This window comes from Streptomyces sp. NPDC090022 (assembly GCF_044748145.1).
Taxonomy (GTDB): domain Bacteria; phylum Actinomycetota; class Actinomycetes; order Streptomycetales; family Streptomycetaceae; genus Streptomyces.
Map to the genome: position 1 here is coordinate 470,511 of NZ_JBIVFN010000004.1, position 17,632 is coordinate 488,142.

The 17,632-nt window shown below is 72.5% G+C and carries 12 protein-coding genes and 1 pseudogene; 6 read left to right on the forward strand and 7 right to left on the reverse strand.

The genetic code is table 11. The annotated features are described in order from the left end of the window. Window positions 1–4: 4 nt before the first annotated feature. Both ACIPXB_RS12545 and ACIPXB_RS12550 read left to right on the forward strand, forming a co-directional pair. Window positions 5–853: a helix-turn-helix domain-containing protein gene (locus ACIPXB_RS12545; RefSeq protein WP_401448062.1), complete on the forward strand. Its 849-nt coding sequence runs from the start codon at window positions 5–7 to the stop codon at window positions 851–853. Further along, window positions 850–1,170 carry a DUF397 domain-containing protein gene (locus tag ACIPXB_RS12550; protein WP_401448065.1) on the forward strand — a complete coding sequence of 107 codons (321 nt, stop codon included), beginning with the start codon at window positions 850–852 and terminating at the stop codon, window positions 1,168–1,170. Before ACIPXB_RS12545 ends, ACIPXB_RS12550 begins: the two co-directional genes overlap by 4 nt. Window positions 1,171–1,182: 12 nt before the next feature. On the opposite strand, the gene ACIPXB_RS12555 is transcribed toward ACIPXB_RS12550, so the two are convergent. From ACIPXB_RS12555 to ACIPXB_RS12575, 5 genes are all read right to left on the reverse strand, one after another. Then, window positions 1,183–2,202: a LacI family DNA-binding transcriptional regulator gene (locus tag ACIPXB_RS12555; protein WP_401448067.1), complete on the reverse strand. Its 1,020-nt coding sequence runs from the start codon at window positions 2,200–2,202 to the stop codon at window positions 1,183–1,185. Further along, the gene (locus ACIPXB_RS12560; protein ID WP_401448070.1) at window positions 2,199–3,818 is read right to left on the reverse strand and encodes a glycoside hydrolase family 13 protein; all 1,620 of its coding nucleotides are present in this window, start codon (window positions 3,816–3,818) and stop codon (window positions 2,199–2,201) included. The genes ACIPXB_RS12555 and ACIPXB_RS12560 overlap by 4 nt, the downstream gene beginning before the upstream one ends. 61 nt (window positions 3,819–3,879) lie before the next feature. After that, window positions 3,880–4,782 carry a sugar ABC transporter permease gene (locus ACIPXB_RS12565; protein WP_401448308.1) on the reverse strand — a complete coding sequence of 301 codons (903 nt, stop codon included), beginning with the start codon at window positions 4,780–4,782 and terminating at the stop codon, window positions 3,880–3,882. Window positions 4,783–4,784: 2 nt separating this feature from the next. Beyond that, complete coding sequence (locus ACIPXB_RS12570) at window positions 4,785–5,777, reverse strand: carbohydrate ABC transporter permease (RefSeq protein WP_401448072.1); 993 nt, start codon at window positions 5,775–5,777, stop codon at window positions 4,785–4,787. An 8-nt stretch (window positions 5,778–5,785) separates the two neighbouring features. After that, window positions 5,786–7,060, reverse strand: a complete 1,275-nt coding sequence (locus ACIPXB_RS12575) for an extracellular solute-binding protein (RefSeq protein ID WP_401448074.1) — start codon at window positions 7,058–7,060, stop codon at window positions 5,786–5,788. Between the two features lie 222 nt (window positions 7,061–7,282). Here ACIPXB_RS12575 and ACIPXB_RS12580 point away from each other — a divergent pair. From ACIPXB_RS12580 to ACIPXB_RS12590, 3 genes and pseudogenes are all read left to right on the forward strand, one after another. Further along, window positions 7,283–8,899 (forward strand): annotated as a pseudogene (locus ACIPXB_RS12580) (glycoside hydrolase family 13 protein); the annotation flags it as partial. Between the two features lie 586 nt (window positions 8,900–9,485). Next, window positions 9,486–10,508: a LacI family DNA-binding transcriptional regulator gene (locus tag ACIPXB_RS12585; RefSeq protein ID WP_401448076.1), complete on the forward strand. Its 1,023-nt coding sequence runs from the start codon at window positions 9,486–9,488 to the stop codon at window positions 10,506–10,508. A gap of 112 nt (window positions 10,509–10,620) precedes the next feature. Next, window positions 10,621–11,517 (forward strand): phosphatase PAP2 family protein, encoded by an 897-nt coding sequence (locus ACIPXB_RS12590; RefSeq protein WP_401448078.1) that lies wholly within the window; start codon window positions 10,621–10,623, stop codon window positions 11,515–11,517. A 41-nt stretch (window positions 11,518–11,558) separates the two neighbouring features. Here ACIPXB_RS12590 and ACIPXB_RS12595 read toward each other — a convergent pair whose 3' ends face one another. Then, window positions 11,559–14,549 carry a bifunctional [glutamine synthetase] adenylyltransferase/[glutamine synthetase]-adenylyl-L-tyrosine phosphorylase gene (locus ACIPXB_RS12595; protein ID WP_401448311.1) on the reverse strand — a complete coding sequence of 997 codons (2,991 nt, stop codon included), beginning with the start codon at window positions 14,547–14,549 and terminating at the stop codon, window positions 11,559–11,561. A 447-nt stretch (window positions 14,550–14,996) separates the two neighbouring features. Here ACIPXB_RS12595 and ACIPXB_RS12600 point away from each other — a divergent pair, with 447 nt between their 5' ends. Beyond that, on the forward strand, window positions 14,997–17,084 hold the full coding sequence (locus tag ACIPXB_RS12600; RefSeq protein ID WP_401448081.1) for a PIG-L family deacetylase: 2,088 nt from the start codon (window positions 14,997–14,999) through the stop codon (window positions 17,082–17,084). A 147-nt stretch (window positions 17,085–17,231) separates the two neighbouring features. Here ACIPXB_RS12600 and ACIPXB_RS12605 read toward each other — a convergent pair whose 3' ends face one another. Beyond that, window positions 17,232–17,630, reverse strand: coding sequence for a hypothetical protein (locus ACIPXB_RS12605; RefSeq protein ID WP_401448083.1), 399 nt, complete (start codon window positions 17,628–17,630; stop codon window positions 17,232–17,234). Window positions 17,631–17,632 lie beyond the last annotated feature (2 nt).

A 17,632-nucleotide genomic window follows, 5' to 3' on the forward strand; every position in this document is an offset into this window, starting at 1 on the left:
GGAAGTGAGTACGGACAGCACGGACGAGTCGAGCTGGGAACTCGATCCCGAGGATGAATCCGGGGCGGTGATCGCCACGGTCGGACGCCAGTTGAAAATGTGGCGGGAGGCGGGCGGATTCGACCGGCCGCGGTTCGCTACGCGGATGGGATACAGCGCTGAACTGATCTACAAGATCGAGCGCGGGACCCGCATTCCCCGCCCAGAGTATCTGGACAAGGCAGATGAGATTCTCGGGGCTGGCGGGAAGATCTCGGCGATGAAGGTCGACGTACAAAAGGCCCGGTACCCCAAGCAGGTCAGGAATCTGGCCAAGTTGGAGTCGAGCGCGGTTGAGCTCAACGCCTACGGGAACCACAACATGCACGGCCTGCTCCAGACCGAGGCGTACGCACGGGCGCTGTACGAGATGAGGCGACCGTCGTTCACCCCTGACGAGGTCGAGCGCTACGTGGCGGCGCGCCTGGCCCGGCAGGAGGTCCTCCACCGGCAGCCGTCGCCCACGATCACGTTCGTGCTGGAGCAGGTGTTGCTGGAGCGGCCGATCGGAGGTCGGGAAGTACTGCGCGAACAGTTGGAACGCCTGCTCGACGTCGGCAGAATGCGTAACGTCGAGGTCCAGGTGATGCCGACGAACTGCGAGGACCACGCCGGGATGGGCGGGCAGCTCGCCGTTCTGAAGCTCGGGGACGGTTCCACGATCGGGTACGTCGAGAGCCAGCTATCGAGTCGACTGATCACCGACCCCAAGAGCATCCAGCTTCTGGAACTGCGGTATGGGATCATGCGCGCGCAGGCTCTCACCCCACGAGAGTCGCGGGTCATCATCGAGAAAACGCTGGGGGAGACATGAGCATCGAGCCGTCCCACGGAGACTTCGCCGCGCTGAAGTGGTTCAAGAGCAGCTACAGCCCCAGCGACAGCAACGACTGTGTCGAAGTAGCGTGGTTCAAGAGCAGCTACAGCCCGAGCAGCAGCAACGACTGCGTCGAAGTGGCGTGGGCCAAGAGCAGCCACAGCACGAACGACGGCCCCGACTGCGTAGAGGTGGCGAGGACCCCCGAAAGGGTCCTCGTCCGTGACTCCACGCGGCCGGCGTTCGCCCAGCTCGCCCTCGGCCCCGCCGCCTGGTCCGGCTTCGTCGGGTACGCCGCCGGGCAGCGGGGGTAGGGACCAGGGCCCTCAGGGGGCCGACGGGGCCTGGGACGTCGAGCCCCGGACCACCAGCTCCGGCTGGAAGACGAACTCCGTGCGCTGGACCGGCGTGCCCGAGACCGCCTCCAGCAGGGCTCCGACGGCCGCCGTGGCCATCGGGCGCACCGGTTGGCGGACCGTCGTCAGCGGGGGGTCCGTGAACGCGATCAGCGGGGAGTCGTCGAAGCCGACGACCGACACGTCCTGCGGCACCCGCAGCCCCCGTTCCCGCGCCGCCCGTATCGCGCCGAGCGCCATCGGGTCGCTGCCGCAGACGATGCCCGTCACGCCCCGGTCCAGCAGTGCGCCCCCCGCCGCGTGGCCGCCCTCGACCGTGAACAGGGTGCGCTGGATGTACGGTTCGGCGTCCGGCGTGCCCAGTTCGGCCAGCGCCGAGCGGAAGCCCTCCGCCTTGCGGGCCGAGGGCACGTACCGGGTCGGACCGATCGCCAGGCCGATCCGCTCGTGCCCCAGATCGACGAGGTGGCGGACCGCCATGCGGGCCGCCGCCCGGTCGTCCGGGGAGACGAACGGCGCGTTGACGTGCTCGTTGAAGCCGTTGATCAGGACGAACGGCAGGCCCCGGGCCGCCAGCCGCTGGTAGCGGGCGGGGTCCGCGGCCGAGTCGGCGTGCAGGCCGGACAGGAAGACGATGCCGGTGACGCCGCGCTCCTCCAGCTGCTCCACCAGCTCGTCCTCGGTGGCCCCGCCCGGTGTCTGCGTGCAGAGCACCGGCGTGTACCCGTGCCCCGCCAGCGCCTGCTCGATGACCTGGGCGAAGGCGGGGAAGATCGGGTTGGTCAGCTCGGGGATGATCAGCCCCACCAGGCCGTTGCTGCGCCGCCGCAGCCGTACGGGCCGCTCGTAGCCCAGTACGTCGAGCGCGGCCAGCACCTTGTGCCGGGTGCCGGCCGCGACGCCCGCCTTGCCGTTGAGGACACGGCTGACGGTCGCCTCGCTGACCTGGGCCTGCGCGGCGATGTCCGTCAGTCGCAAGGGGGAGGTCACCCCGACGTCACCTGCCACCACACCGTGGTGTCCGCCGGCAGCTCGCCCGCGGCCGTGACCGGACCGCTGGCCAGCAGCAGCTCGCCGGGCACGGGCATCCGTACCGGCTGCTGCGTGGTGTTGGCCGTGCAGACGAAGTCGCCCCGGCGGAAGGCGAGGACGCCCTCGGGGGCGTCGAGCCACTGCACCGCGTCGCCCGCGCCCAGCGCCGGGTGGGACCGCCGCAGCCGCAGGGCGGCGCGGTAGAGCTCCAGCGTGGAGGACGGGTCGGCGCTCTGCGCCTCGACGCTCAGGGACGCCCACTCCTGCGGCTGCGGCAGCCAGCTGCCGCCGGTGCCGAAGCCGTACGGCGCCTGCGTGCCCGACCACGGGATCGGGACCCGGCAGCCGTCGCGCAGGCCGTCCTGGCCGTTCTCCTTGAAGAAGGACGGGTCCTGGCGGACCTCGTCCGGCAGGTCGGTGACCTCCGGCAGGCCCAGCTCCTCGCCCTGGTAGACGTACGCCGAACCGGGCAGCGCCAGCATCAGCAGGGCCGCCGCGCGGGCCCGGTCCAGGCTGTCGCCGAAGCGGGTGCGGTGGCGGACCACGTCGTGGTTGGACAGCACCCAGGTGGTGGGGGCGCCGACGGGGCGCATGGCGTCGAGCGACTCGTCGATGGTGGCGCGCAGGTCGGCCGCGTCCCAGCCGGTGCCCAGGTAGTGGAAGTTGAACGCCTGGTGCAGCTCGTCGGGGCGCAGGTACAGCGCGGTGCGGTCGGCGCTGGGCGTCCAGGCCTCGGCGACGCCGATGCGGTCGCCGTCGTACTCGTCGAGGACCTTGCGCCAGGAGCGGTAGATCTCGTGGACCCCGTCCTGGTCGAAGAACGGCAGCACCTGGTTGCCCAGCAGCTTCAGCTGCTCGTCGCGGCCGAGGTCGGGCAGGCCCGGGGCCTTGACCAGGCCGTGCGCGACGTCGATGCGGAAGCCGTCGGTGCCCAGGTCCAGCCAGAACCGCAGGATGGAGCGGAACTCGTCGTGGACGGCCGGGTGCTCCCAGTTGAAGTCGGGCTGCTCGGGGGCGAAGAGGTGCAGGTACCACTCGCCGGGGGTGCCGTCGGGGTTCTCGGTCCGCGTCCAGGCCGGGCCGCCGAAGATGGACTCCCAGTCGTTGGGCGGGAGCTCGCCGTCCGCGCCCCGGCCCGGGCGGAAGTGGAAGCGCTCGCGCAGCGGCGTGCCGGGGCCCTCGCGCAGCGCCTGCTTGAACCATTCGTGCTGGTCGGAGCAGTGGTTGGGGACGAGGTCCACGATGATCCGCAGGCCCAGCGCGTGGGCCTCGCGGATCACCGCGTCGGCGTCGTGCAGGGTGCCGAACATGGGGTCGATGGCCCGGTAGTCGGCGACGTCGTAGCCGGCGTCGGCCTGCGGGGAGGCGTAGAACGGGCTGAGCCAGACGGCGTCGACGCCCAGTTCCTTGAGGTAGGGCAGCCGGCTCCGTATGCCTTCGAGATCGCCCATGCCGTCACCGTTGGAGTCGGCGAAGCTGCGCGGATAGACCTGGTAGATCACCGCGTCTCTCCACCAGCCCCCCGGCTGGGTCCCGGTCGGGGCGGAGGAGGTCTCGGCGAGGTGCTGGGTCATGTCGTCCTTGGAGAGGTCGGGCCGGTCGTACGGAGGGCGGGGCGCCTGTGCAACGGGGTGGTCAGCCCTTGGTCGCGCCCGCCGTCATCCCGGCGACGAGGTGGCGCTGGGCGAAGACGAAGAAGATGGCCGCGGGGATCGCGATGAGGACCGAGGCGGCCGTCATCGGGCCCCAGTTGGCGGTGTACTGGGTGACGAAGGTCTGCAGGCCGCCGGCCAGCGTCAGGTTGTCGTCACCGACCATGAAGGCGGAGGCGTAGGCGACCTCGCCCCAGGCGGTGATGAAGGAGTAGAAGGCGGTGACGGCCAGGCCCGGGCGGGCCAGCGGCAGGATGAGCCGCCAGAAGGTGCCGAAGGGGTTGAGCCCGTCCACGCGGCCGGACTCGTCGATCTCCACCGGGATGGTGTCGAAGAAGCCCTTCATCATCCAGGCGCAGAACGGCACCGCGATGGTGAGGTACGTGATGATCAGGCCGAGCGGCTGGTTGAGCAGCCCCAGCTGTCCCATCAGGTTGTAGAGCGGGACGATGAGGATGGCCATCGGGAACATCTGGGTCACCAGCAGGGTCCACATCAGCGGACGCATGCCGGGGAACTTGAAGCGGCTGACGGCGTACCCGGTGGTGGCGGCGATGAAGACGCCGAGGACGGTGGTGACGCCGGCGACCAGCACGGAGTTGCCGAACCAGGTGAAGAAGGAGGTCGACTCCACCAGGTAGCGGTAGTTCTCCAGGGTCGGGTCCTTCACGAAGTCCGTGCTGACGGCCTGCCCGGCGGGCTTGAGCGAGGTCAGCAGCACCCACAGCACCGGGAAGACGGCGATGACGGCGGCCACGGCGAGGGTCGCGTGCAGGCCGAAGGAGGCCAGCGGCGAGCGCTGCCCGCGCCGCCGTACGGCCTTGGCGGGCCCGCCGGTGCCGGTGCCGGTGGTGTTCGTGGATGCGGTGGTCTCGGCGGTGGTCATCGTCACCACACCTCTCCCTGCTTGCGCAGCGAACGCCGGTAGACCAGCGCGAAGATCATGAGGAGGGCGAGGATCAGCACGCCCCAGGTCGCGGAGCCGGCGAAGTCGCGCGGGCTGGAGATGAAGGCCTCACGGAAGGCCTGGGTCACCAGGATCTCGGTGGAGTCGCCCGGTCCGCCCCGGGTGAGCAGGAAGATCACCGGGAACATGTTGAACGTCCAGATGGTGGAGAGCAGGATCACCGTCATGCTCACCGCGCGCAGCCCCGGCAGGGTGATGTGCCGGAAGCGCTGCCAGGCGCTGGCGCCGTCCATCTCGGCGGCCTCGTACAGCTCGCCGGGGATGGACTGCAGGCCGCCCAGCAGGGCGACCATCATGAAGGGCACGCCCAGCCACACGTTGACGGTGATGACCGAGAGCTTGGCCCAGGTCGGGTCGTCGAGCCACGGGATCGCGGCGATGCCGCCGCCGTCGAGGAGCTTGTTGAGGATGCCGTTGTCGCGGTTGAAGAGGAACCGCCAGGCGAAGACGGAGACGAAGCCGGGGACGGCCCAGGGCAGGATGAGCGCCATCCGGTAGAAGCCGCGGCCCCGGAAGTTCCGGTTGAGCATGTTCGCGAGGGCCAGTCCGAGCGCGAAGGTGACGGACACGCACACGACGGTCCAGATCACCGTCCACACCAGCCGCTGCCAGAAGACCGGGTCGCCGAGCACGTCCGTGTAGTTGTCGAGCCCGACGAACTCGTACGAGGCCTCGATGGTGTTGGCGCCGATCGTACGGGCGACGTTGCGCTCGTTGGCGTCGGTCAGCGACAGGTAGACGCCGCGCACCAGCGGCCATCCGATGATCACACCGAGGACGAGTACGACGGGGGCGATCATCGCCCAGGCGTACCAGTGGGTGGCGAGCGCGTGCTTGAGGCCACGGCGGCTCCGGCCGCGGGCGACATCGTCACCCGCGGCCTTCGCCACCGACCGGCTGGTGTGGACAGCCATCGTCGTCCTTACTTCCAGCCCTTGAGGATCTTGCGGAACTCGACGCCGGCCGCCTTGGCCGCGTCCTCCGGGCTGGAGGCGCCGGTGACCGCCTTGGTGTACTCGACCTTCAGCGGGTCGAAGAGGGCGCCGTTCTCCGGGATCCAGGCGCGCTCGACGGCCTTGTCGACGGCCGGCTTGAAGAACTGGACCATCTCGTTGGCCTTGACGTCGCTCTGCTCGTACGCGGCGGTGCGGGTCGGCAGGAGGCTGAGCTCCTTGGCGGCCTGGACCTGCACCTCCTGCGAGGTCATGTACGCGGTGAAGGCGTGCGCGGCGGCGCGGTTCTTCGAGCCGGCGTAGACGGCGAGGTCGTGGCCGCCCTGCGGGCCACCGGCGCGGGCGGAGCCGGCCGGGACCGCGGCGATGCCGAGGTTGGCCTTGTCCTTGAACTGCTCGCCCTCGTAGGTGTCCTTGATCGCCCACGGGCCGTTGATCATCATGGCGACCTGGCCGGTCTTGAAGGCGTTCTGCATGTTGGTGTAGCCGTCGGTGGCGTTGGTGACGGCGGCACCGGAGGAGACCAGGTCACGGGCGGCCTTGAAGGCCTTGACGCCGGCCTCGTTGTCGACGGTGACCGTCTTGGTCTTGGCGTCGACGAGGTCGCCGCCCTCGCCGTAGATCAGCGGCAGGAACCAGTAGGAGTCGTCGCCGCGCAGGTACAGGCCGGACTTGCCGGTCTTCTCCTTGATCTTGGCGGCCGCGGTCTTGACCTCCTCGAAGGTGGTCGGCGGCTGCACTCCGGCATCGGCCAGCATCTTCTTGTTGTAGAAGAGGCCGAGCGAGTCGATCACCTGCGGGACGGCGTACATCTGGCCGTCGAACTTGCCGCTGGCCGCCGCCTTGGGCAGGAACTCCGCGTCGACCTGCTTGGCGGTGTCGGCCGGGACCTTGTCGAGGTAGCCGAGGGAGGCGAAGTCGGCGACCCAGCCGACGTCGGCGCGGATCACGTCGGGGGCGTCGGCGCCGCTGCTGAAGGCGTTCTTGACCTTGTTCTGGGCGTCGCCGTACGGGACGTTGACGTACTTGACGGTGACCTTGGGGTGCTTGGCCGTGAAGCCTTCGGCGATCTTCTGGAAGGTGGCCTTCTCCGCGTCGTTGGAGGTGTCCCACCAGGTGACCGTGCCGGAGAGTTCGCCGCCGGCGCCGGTGTCGGTGCCGCCGTCGTTCTTGTCACCGCTGCAAGCCGTCGCCGCGAGCGCCAGGGCCGCGACCAGCGCGGTGGCCGCTATGCCACGCCGCATATGAACTCCTTCGATGATCCCGGCCGCTCCCTCGCGGTCCCGAGTTGCCGAGAACGTAACAAGGCTGAAAGCCATCCGAAAGACCTTGCGGCAATTTTCTGCAAGCGGAGGGGATCGTTACATCTGTGTGTCCGGACGGTTGCCGCAGCTTGCTGTTAGTTCGAATGGTCTTCGAGTGAACGGGCCCGCAACCAGGGGTCGGGTCGTCGCGTTGACCCCGGTATGACCCATGAGCTCACCGCCTCCCGCCTTGCAAGCTCTTCCAGCAACCCGACCGCAAGCGGTGCCGGCGGGGCTGCCGGCGCGGGGGGCGGCGCGGGCGGCTGGTGGCGGGATGCCGTCATCTACCAGGTGTACGTCCGCTCCTTCGCCGACAGCGACGGGGACGGGATCGGCGACCTGCGCGGGGTGCGCTCGCGCCTGCCGCACCTGGCCCGGCTGGGGGTGGACGCGGTCTGGCTCACCCCCTTCTACGTCTCCCCGCAGGCGGACGGCGGCTACGACGTCGCCGACTACCGGGCGGTGGACCCGATCTTCGGCACCCTCTCGGACGCCGACGACCTGGTCCGGGCGGCGCACGAGCTGGGCCTGCGCGTGATCGTCGACGTGGTGCCCAACCACACCTCCGACCGACACGTGTGGTTCCAGGAGGCCCTGGCCGACCCCGCCCGGCGCGAGCGCTACCACTTCCGCCCCGGGCGGGGGGCGGACGGCTCGCTGCCGCCCAACGACTGGGAGTCGGTCTTCGGGGGGCCGGCGTGGACGCGGGTCGCGGACGGCGACTGGTACCTGCACCTGTTCGCGCCCGAGCAGCCGGACCTGAACTGGGAGCACGAGGAGGTCCGCGAGGAGTTCGCCTCCGTGCTGCGCTTCTGGCTGGACCTGGGCGTGGACGGCTTCCGGATCGACGTCGCGCACGGGATGGTCAAGGCGCCGGGCCTGCCGGACATCGGGCGCGGGGCCCAGGCCACCCTGATCGGCACGCAGCCGCTCCCCTTCTTCGACCAGGACGGGGTGCACGAGATCCACCGCGCGTGGCGGCGGCTGCTGGACTCGTACGAGGGCCCGCGCATCGGGGTCGCGGAGGCGTGGGCGCCGTCCTCGGACCGGCTGGCGCTGTACGTCCGCCCCGACGAGCTGCACCAGGCGTTCAACTTCCGCTTCCTGGAGTGCCCGTGGGAGGCGGCGGCCATGCGGACGGTGATCGACGAGTCCCTGGCGGCGACGGCGTCCGTGGGGGCGCCGACCACGTGGGTGCTGTCCAACCACGACGTGGTCCGCCACCGCACCCGCTACGGCGGCGGCCCCCGAGGCCTGGCCCGCGCCCGCGCGGCGGCCCTCCTGATGCTGGCCCTCCCGGGCTCGGCGTACCTCTACCAGGGCGAGGAACTGGGCCTCCCCGAGGTCTCCGACCTCCCCGCCACCGCCCGCCGCGACCCGGCGTTCCGGCGGGGCCGGCGCCCCGCGCACCCGACGGCCGACGGGGCCGGGGCGGCCGACGCGGCCGGCGCGGCCGGCGCGGCCGGCGCGGACTACGGGCCCAGCGGCACCGGAGCGGCCGACGGGGACCACGGGGCCGGTGGGGCCGGGGAGGCCGGTGGGGCCGGCGAGGTCGGCGAGGCCGCAGGGCAGGACGGGTTGCGGGACGGGTGCCGGGTGCCGATCCCGTGGTCGGGTGCCGAGCCGCCGTACGGCTTCGGGCCCGGGGGCAGCTGGCTGCCGCAGCCCGACGGGTGGGGCGCCTTCAGCGTCGCCGCGCAGACCGGCGACCCGCACTCCACGCTGGAGCTCTACCGGGCGGCCCTCGAACTGCGCCGCGCGATGCCCGGCCTCGGCGCCCCGGAGGCGGGCCGCCCCGCGGCGGCGGCCCGCCCGACGGCCGCCGGGCGCGTCCCGGCCCCGGCCGGCGCGGTCGACGCGCGCCCGGACGCCTCCGGAGTCCCGGCCCGGACACACGCGGCGGACCCCGCCGGGACCGGGCCGGCCGGAGGTCCGGTCAGTTCCGCCGGGCTGGCGCCCCTGGAGCTCGGAACCCTGACCCCGAGGCTCGGGGCGGAGCCCCAGGAGGGGGGCGCCATCGCCCCGGAGACCGAGGCCGGGGTCTCCGGGATCGAGGCGGGAGCCCACGAGGCCGGGACGACCCACGAGGCCGGGACGACCCACGAAGGCGGGGCGGGAGCCCACGAGGTCGGGGGGAGCCCCGCCGGGATCGAGTGGATGGCGGCGCCCGAGGGGGTGCTGGTCTTCTCCCGGCCCGGATTCGCCTGCACCGTCAACACCACCTCCGACCGGGTCGAACTGCCCGCGCCCGGCCGCCCCGTACTCTCCAGCGCGCCCGTCGAGACCGACGGCCGCACCGTCCTGCTTCCCCCCGATTCGTGCACCTGGTGGGCAATGTGACGTGCGACCGGTACAGTCCAATCCCGTGACCGCACGGCTAGCCGACATCGCAGCCCAGGCGGGGGTCAGCGAAGCCACAGTCAGCCGCGTGCTCAACGGCAAGCCCGGTGTGGCCGCGGGCACCCGCGAATCCGTGCTGGCCGCCCTCGACGTCCTCGGCTACGAACGCCCGGTGCGCCTGCGCCAGCGCAGCGCCGGACTCGTCGGCCTGATAACCCCCGAACTCGACAACCCCATCTTCCCGGCGCTCGCCCAGGTCATCGGCCAGGCGCTGACCCGGCAGGGGTACACCCCCGTGCTGGCCACGCAGACGCCCGGCGGCTCCACCGAGGACGAGCTGACCGAGATGCTCGTCGACCGCGGGGTCTCCGGCATCATCTACGTGTCCGGGCTGCACGCCGACACCACCGCCGACACCACGCGCTACGACCAGCTGCGCGCCCAGGGCGTTCCGCACGTCCTCATCAACGGCTTCTCCGACAAGGTGCAGGCCCCCTTCGTCTCCCCCGACGACCGCGCCGCCATGCACCTGGCCGTGACCCACCTCACGGCGCTCGGCCACACCCGGATCGGGCTCGCGCTCGGCCCGAAGCGGTTCGTCCCCGTACTCCGCAAGATCGAGGGCTTCCGCGCCGCCATGCGCGAACGGCTGGACCTGACCGAGGCCGAGACCGACGAGCTGATCCAGCACTCCCTCTACTCCCTGGAGGGCGGCCAGGCCGCCGCCGCCGCGCTCATCGCGCGCGGCTGCACCGCCGTGGTGTGCGCGAGCGACATGATGGCCCTCGGCGCGATCCGCGCCGCGCGCCAGGAGGACCTGCGCGTCCCCCAGGACGTCTCGGTGGTCGGCTTCGACGACTCCCCCCTCATAGCGTTCACCGACCCGCCGCTGACCACCATCCGCCAGCCCGTCCAGGCCATGGGCCAGGCCGCGGTGCGCACGCTGCTGGAGGAGATCGGCGGTACGCCGGCCCCGCACAGCGAGTTCGTCTTCCTCCCCGAACTCGTCGTCCGCGGCTCGACGGCCTCCGGCCCCGCGCGCCGGTAGCACCCACCCCACCCTGCCGGGCCGGTGTCGTTCCTGCGGTGGACGCCCGCGGGGCGAAGACCGTACCGAGGGATGATCGGGTGCGCGGAGGCATCTGGCAGACTCTCTCCCCATGGGTGAAGCGAGCGTGAAGACACTGGAAACCAGGACGGACGTCTCGTCACCCATCGTGACCGGGACCGAGCCCCGTCCGGAGTCCGGGCGCGCCCTGCTCGACCGGATGCGCGCCCCGCGCCGGCCCCGGATCTGGTTCGAGGTCCTGCTGATCGCGATCAGCTACTGGACGTACTCCCTCATCCGCAACGCCGTGCCCGAGCAGAAGGCGGCCGCCCTGGCGAACGCCGACTGGATCTGGGAGATCGAGGGCCGCCTCGGCATCGCCGTGGAGCTGACCGTCAACCACGCGATCAATTCCGTGACGTGGCTGATCGTCGGCATGAACTACTACTACGCCACGCTCCACTTCATCGTGACGATCGGCGTCCTGGTCTGGATCTACCGCTTCCACCCGGGCCGGTACGCCGCCACCCGCATGGTGCTGTTCGCCACCACCGGAGTGGCCCTGGTCGGCTACTACCTGTACCCGCTCGCGCCGCCCCGGCTGATGAACGGCCAGGACTTCATCGACACCGTGCTGGTCCATCACACCTGGGGCTCGATGGCCTCGGGCAACCTCAAGCACATGTCGAACCAGTACGCCGCCATGCCCTCGATGCACATAGGGTGGTCGCTCTGGTGCGGGCTGACGATCTTCGCCGTCGCCTCGGCACCCTGGGCCCGGATCCTGGGCCTGCTCTACCCGGCGGCCACCCTGGTCGTCATCGTGGCCACCGCCAACCACTTCTGGCTCGACGCGGTCGGCGGCCTGCTCTGCCTCGCGTTCGGCTACGCCGTCTCCCGCACCTGGTACGGCACCCTCCCCCACCGCCTCCCCCGCCATCCCCGCGCCGAGGACCGCCACCCGGCCGCCGAGGCCCTGCTGAACCGGGTCCGTACGCGGCGCGCTTAGGGCCTGCCCAGCGGATCAGGGTCGGATGGGCCGGACAGGCCCTACGCGCCGTAGAAGAGTTCGTCCACCACCGCACGGGCCCGGCGCGTGATGCGGCGGTAGTCGTCGAGCATTTCGCCCACGCGGCCCGGGCCGTAGCCGAGGTAGCGGCCGACCGCGGCCAGTTCGCGGGCTTCGGAGGGGAAGGTGTCCCCGGCTCGGCCGCGGACCAGCATGACGGCGTTGCGGACCCGGGTGGCCAGGACCCAGGCCTCGTCCAGGATCTGCGCCTCCTCGGTGGGGATCAGCCCGGCCGCCCGCGCGGCGGCCAGGGCCGGGCGGGTGCGGGTGGTGCGCAGGCCCGGTTCCGCCCAGGCGTGCCGCAGCTGGAGCAACTGGACCGTCCACTCCACGTCGCTCAGGCCGCCGCGGCCGAGCTTGGTGTGCAGGGTGGGGTCGGCGCCGCGGGGCAGGCGTTCCGATTCCATGCGGGCCTTCAGGCGGCGGATCTCTCGGACGGCGTCCTCGCCGAGACCCTCCATGGGGTAGCGCAGCGGGTCGATCAGCTCGATGAAGCGGGCGCCGAGGTCGGTGTCGCCCGCGACGGGCTGGGCGCGCAGCAGGGCCTGGCTCTCCCAGACCAGCGACCAGCGGCGGTAGTAGGCGGCGTAGGAGGAGAGCGTACGGACCAGGGGGCCGGAGCGGCCCTCCGGGCGCAGGTCGGCGTCGATGAGCAGCGGCGGGTCGGCGGTGGGCAGCTGGAGCAGCCGGCGCATCTCGGCGATGACGGTCTGGGCGGCCTTGGCGGCCTCCTGTTCGTCGACGCCCTCGCGCGGCTCGTGGACGAAGAGGACGTCGGCGTCCGAGCCGTAGCCCAGTTCGTTGCCGCCGAAGCGGCCCATGCCGATGACGGCGAAGCGGGTGGGCAGGGTGTCGCCGAAGTGGGACCGGACGGCGGCGCGCAGGGCGCCGGCGACGGTGGCCGCGGTGAGGTCGGTGACGGCGCCGCCGACGTGGTCGACGAGGGCCCCGTGGTCCTCCTCGGCGGGGCTGTCCTCCGTGCCGTAGGAGCCGATGATGTCGGCGGCGGTGGTACGGAACAGCTCGCGCCGCCGCACCCCGCGGGCGGCGGCCACGGCGATCTCGGGGGTCTCGGCGCGGCCGACGGCGGCGAGGACCTCCTGTTCGAGGGCCTCGTGGCCGCGCGGGAGGAGCCCTTCGGGGTCGCCGAGGAGGGCGACGGCCTCGGGGGCGCGCATGAGCAGGTCGGGGGCCAGGCGGCCGGCGGACAGGACGCGGGCGAGGTTCTCGGCGGCCGCGCCCTCGTCGCGCAGCAGCCGCAGGTACCAGGGGGTCTTGCCGAGGGCGTCGGAGACCTTGCGGAAGTTCAGCAGGCCGGCGTCGGGGTCGGCCGAGTCGGCGAACCAGCCGAGCAGGACGGGCAGCAGCGTGCGCTGGATGGCGGCCTTGCGGGTGACGCCGGAGGCGAGGGCTTCGAGGTGGCGCAGGGCGGCGGCCGGGTCGGCGTACCCGAGGGCCTCCAGGCGCTGGCCGGCGGCGCGCGGGGAGAGCCGGGTCTCGCCGGGGGTGAGCTGGGCGACGGCGTCGAGCAGCGGCCGGTAGAAGAGCTTCTCGTGCAGGCGGCGTACGACGGAGGCGTGCCGGCGCCAGGCCTTGTTGAGCTCGGCGACGGGTTCGGTGCGCAGGCCCATGGAGCGGCCCAGGCGCCGCAGGTCGGCCTCGTCCTCGGGGACGAGGTGGGTGCGGCGCAGCCGGTGGAGCTGGATGCGGTGTTCCATGGCGCGCAGGAACCGGTACGCGTCGCCGAGCTGGGCGGCGTCGGTACGGCCGACGTAGCCGCCGGCGGCGAGGGCCTGGAGGGCGTCGAGGGTGGTGCCGGAGTGCAGGGTGTGGTCGCCGCGGCCGTGGACGAGCTGGAGGAGCTGGACGGCGAACTCGACGTCGCGCAGGCCGCCGGGGCCGAGCTTGAGCTCGCGGTCGACTTGGGCGGCGGGAATGTTGTCGACGACGCGGCGGCGCATCTTCTGCACGTCGGCGACGAAGTTCTCGCGTTCGGCGGCCTGCCAGACCAGCGGCGTTATGGCCTCGACGTACTGGGCGCCGAGGTCGGGGTCGCCGGCGACGGCGCGGGCCTTGAGGAGGGCCTGGAACTCCCAGGTCTTGGCCCAGCGCTGGTAGTAGGCCATGTGGGAGGCGAGGGTGCGTACGAGCGGGCCGTTGCGGCCCTCGGGGCGCAGGTTGGCGTCGACGGGCCAGATGGTGCCCTCGACGGTGGTCTCGGAGCAGATCCGCATGAGGTGGGAGGCGAGGCGGGTGGCGGCCTGGAGGGCCTTGCCCTCGTCGGTGCCGGCGGCCGCGTCGCCGACGAAGATGACGTCGACGTCGGAGACGTAATTGAGCTCGTTGCCGCCGCACTTGCCCATGGCGATGACGGCGAGCCGACAGGCGGCGGCGTCCTCGGGGGCGGCGGCGCTCGCGATGCGCAGGGCGGCGCGCAGGGTGGCGGTGGCGAGGTCGGCGAGCTCGGCGGCGGTCTGGGCGACGTCGGTGGTGCCGCAGACGTCGCGGGCGGCGATGGAGAGCAGGCAGCGGCGGTAGCCGACGCGCAGTGAGACGAGGTCGTGGGCGTCGGCGAGGCCGGCCTCGAACTCGGCGAGCCCGGGGTGGAGGTCGGCGGCCTCGTAGGTGACCAGGGCGTGCCAGTCCTGCGGGTGCCGGGCGAGGTGGTCGCCGAGGGCCTCGGAGGCGCCGAGGACGCCGAGCAGCCGGTCGCGCAGCGGCTTGGCGCTGACGAGGGTGGAGAGAAGGGTGCGGCGGGCTTCGTCGTCCGGCTGGGCCTCGGCCAGCCGGACGAGGGCGCGCAGGGCCAGGTCGGGGTCGGCGGTGGCGCCGAAGGCGTCCAGGAGCACGGGGTCGGTGCGGGCGGGGGCCAGTGCGTCGGCGTCGAGGAGCCGGGCCGCGGCGGAGGGGTCGGTGAATCCGCTGCGCAGCAGTTGGATGAACGTGCTGCTCCTGCGTCCGGGGACTGTCATCCCGTCGCCTCCGCTTCCGCTTCCGTTGCTGCTGCCGCTGCTGCCGCTGCCGCTGCCCTGGTCGGTTCGTCTGCCCGAGCACGCGCCCGCGACGCCCGCGACGTCCGCGACGTCCACCTCGTCCGCCGCGTCGTCCGCGTCCGCCGCGCCGTCCGCGTCCGCCGCGCCGTCCGCGTCGTCCGCCCGCGGCCTGTCGGCGTCACGCTCGCGTCGCGTTCGCATCGCGCTTGCATCGTGCTCGCGGTCGAGCCTAGTACTGCCGCCGCGCGGCGCCGTGATGTGCGTGACACCAGGACCGGCAAATCATCTCCAAGCGGGAGATCCGGGCGGAACGGTCCGCGGCGCGGCCAAGTGATCCGCGCCCGCGGTGAACCAAGTCGCCCGTCACGGCCTCTATCTGACCGAGGAGTGGATTTTCCGCACGGATGGACCTGGGGGGGCCGACCGATGGCCGTTGCGCGCCGACACATCAACTTCGCCGTCCTGGCCACCGTGCTCGCCGCGGGGACCGCTGGTGTGCTCACGGTCGCCCAGGGCCAGGAGTCCGCGGCGGAGACCGGCCCCGCCCAGCCTCCGGCGGCCGGGCGCGGCGCCAGCTCCACCGCCGGGTCGGTGCTCCAGATCGTCGCCCACCCCGACGACGACCTGTTCTTCATGAACCCCGACCTCAGCCGCGCCCTGCTGGCCGGGATCACGGTCACGACCGCGTACCTCACCTCCGGCGAGGCCGACGGCGTCAACCGGGCCGGCGGCCGCCTGGGCGACCCCGAGCAGCCCGCCGACCACGCCCGCTACGCCGAGGCCCGCCAGAACGGCATACGGTCCGCGTACGCCCAGATGGCCACCGGCGACCGCACCAGCCCCTGGAAGCGGACGACCGTACCCACCGCCGGCGGCGGCTTCGCCGAGGTGGACATACTGCAGGCCCGGCCCGAGGTGAACCTGGTCTGGCTCCAGCTGACCGAGGCCCGCTCGATCGCCGGCGAACGGCCCGAGAGCCTGCGCGGCCTGTGGAACGGTCAGATACCGGCGCTGCCCTCGCAGCTCACCGCGGGCACCCCGGTCAAGGACCGCTTCGCGTACACCAAGGACCAGGCGATACGTACGATCGCCGGGATCATGGAGCAGTACCGGCCGACGACGATACGCATGCAGGATCCGACGCCGGGCCGGTCCGCCAAGGACGGCAAGGTCACCGACCACCAGGACCACATGTACGGCGCGCGCTTCGTCCAGGCCGCCGCCGAGCGGTACGCGGCGCAGGTCACCGACCGCCCGCACTTCTCGGTGCAGAACTACCTCGGCTACCTCAACAGCGCGCTGCCGCACTCGCTCGACCCCAAGACCTTCGACACCAAGCTCGGCTACCTCAAGACGTACGCCTGGCTGGACCGCGTCGACCACTGCGGCAGCCCGTCGGGCTGCGGCGACCGCAAGGTCGCGGCCCGGCCCGCCGGCCGCGACTGGGCGCAGAGCATGCGCTACTCCCGCGGCGACCACACCTCCTGGCTGGCCGAGGGCCGCGCGGGCCGGCTGTGGGCGTTCTCGGTGCTGGACGGCCGGATGGCGTTCTGGACCCGTACCGGCCCCGAGGCCGAGTGGGCCGGCCCCACCCTGATGGCGGGCGGCGGTATGGACGCGGGGGCCACGGCGGCCGCGCTGCCCGGCGGCCGGGTCGCCGTCCTCGGCACCCGTACGACGCTGGGCGAGCGGGCGCGGGACTACCGTCGCGAGGTCGTGTACGCCGTCCAGGACGCCCCCGACGGCCCGTTCGGCCCGTGGCAGTCGCTGGGCACCCCGGAGACCGCCGACGAGCACGGCACGTCGGCGATCAGCGCGCCCTCGGTCTCCGTCGGCGCCGACGGCCAGGTGACCGTCTACCTGCGGGACTCCGCCCGTTCCCTGCGGGCCAGCGAGGCCCAGCCGGACGGCGGCTTCGGCCCGTGGCTGCGGCTCGGCGGCGAGGACCTACACAGCGACCCGGTGACGGCGACCGACGCGGCCGGGCGCCGGCACGTCTACGCCTCCACCGCCACTACCGTGCTGGCCTGGATCCAGCCCTCCCCCGACGCCCCGCTCCAGGGCCCGCTGCCGACCGACCTGCCGCCGACGACGGTTCCGCTGACGGCCACCGCCGAGGGCGACGGCGTACGGCTGTGGTTCCGCCGCCCCGACGCGGGCACCGTGCGCACCGCCCTGGTCACGGCCGACGGGGCGAGGCCGCGGGTCTCCGGCGTCACCGAGGCCGGCGGCCGGTCGGGGTACGGCGCGGTCAGCGTCGCGGGCCGCCTGGTGTCGGGCCGCGCCGACTCCGGCACCGTCGGGACCGCGGTCATCGGCGGCAGCCCGGCCGCGTGGACGGAGTCCCACGTGCTCTACGCCGGCGCGCCGGCCAGCATCCTCGAACCCGCCGGGGCCACGACGACGGCGGTCCTGGGCCTGGACGCCCAGCTCCACGTGACGACGACCCTCCCCCCGGGCAACGACCCCACCCGCCCCGCCCGCCCCACCTGGCGCCCGGCGGTCCGCCCGTAGGACCTCACCGGGGATCTCGGTAGGCCGTCCGGCCGAGCGGCGTGCCGTCACCGGATGCGCGGTGGCCTGCGGCACCGCACGCTGGGCATGCAACGTTTCGATTTCTCACAGAGAGGTCGATCGGTCATGCCCGCCATCGGCAGCCCGTCAGTTCCCGCGCTCGCGCCCGGGGCAGAGGTCCTCGATCGGATCGCACACCATGATCACCTGATACGGGTCCCCCCGCGTTTCCGGACCGGCTGAGCGGCTGCCGTGCCGCAGGAACCGCCACTGCGAGGCCTTGGCGTGCTGCGTCCGTCCGGCGTTCTCGACATGCGCGTGCAGCGTCCGGGCCCTGGGATCGTTCGTCTCCACCAGGACCTCACCCGGGCCGAGCGCGAAGTGGTCGTGCAGGAGGCACAGACCGAAGCGGTCGAGGTTTCCGTGCTTGTCCAGTACGGCGACCAGATCGCGGACGAACTCGGCGTCCTGCGGCCCCAGGCCTTCGGCTTCCTCGAACGAGGGGAGCGGCGCCCTCGAGGCGGGAGGCTCGGTGATCTCGGTCATTT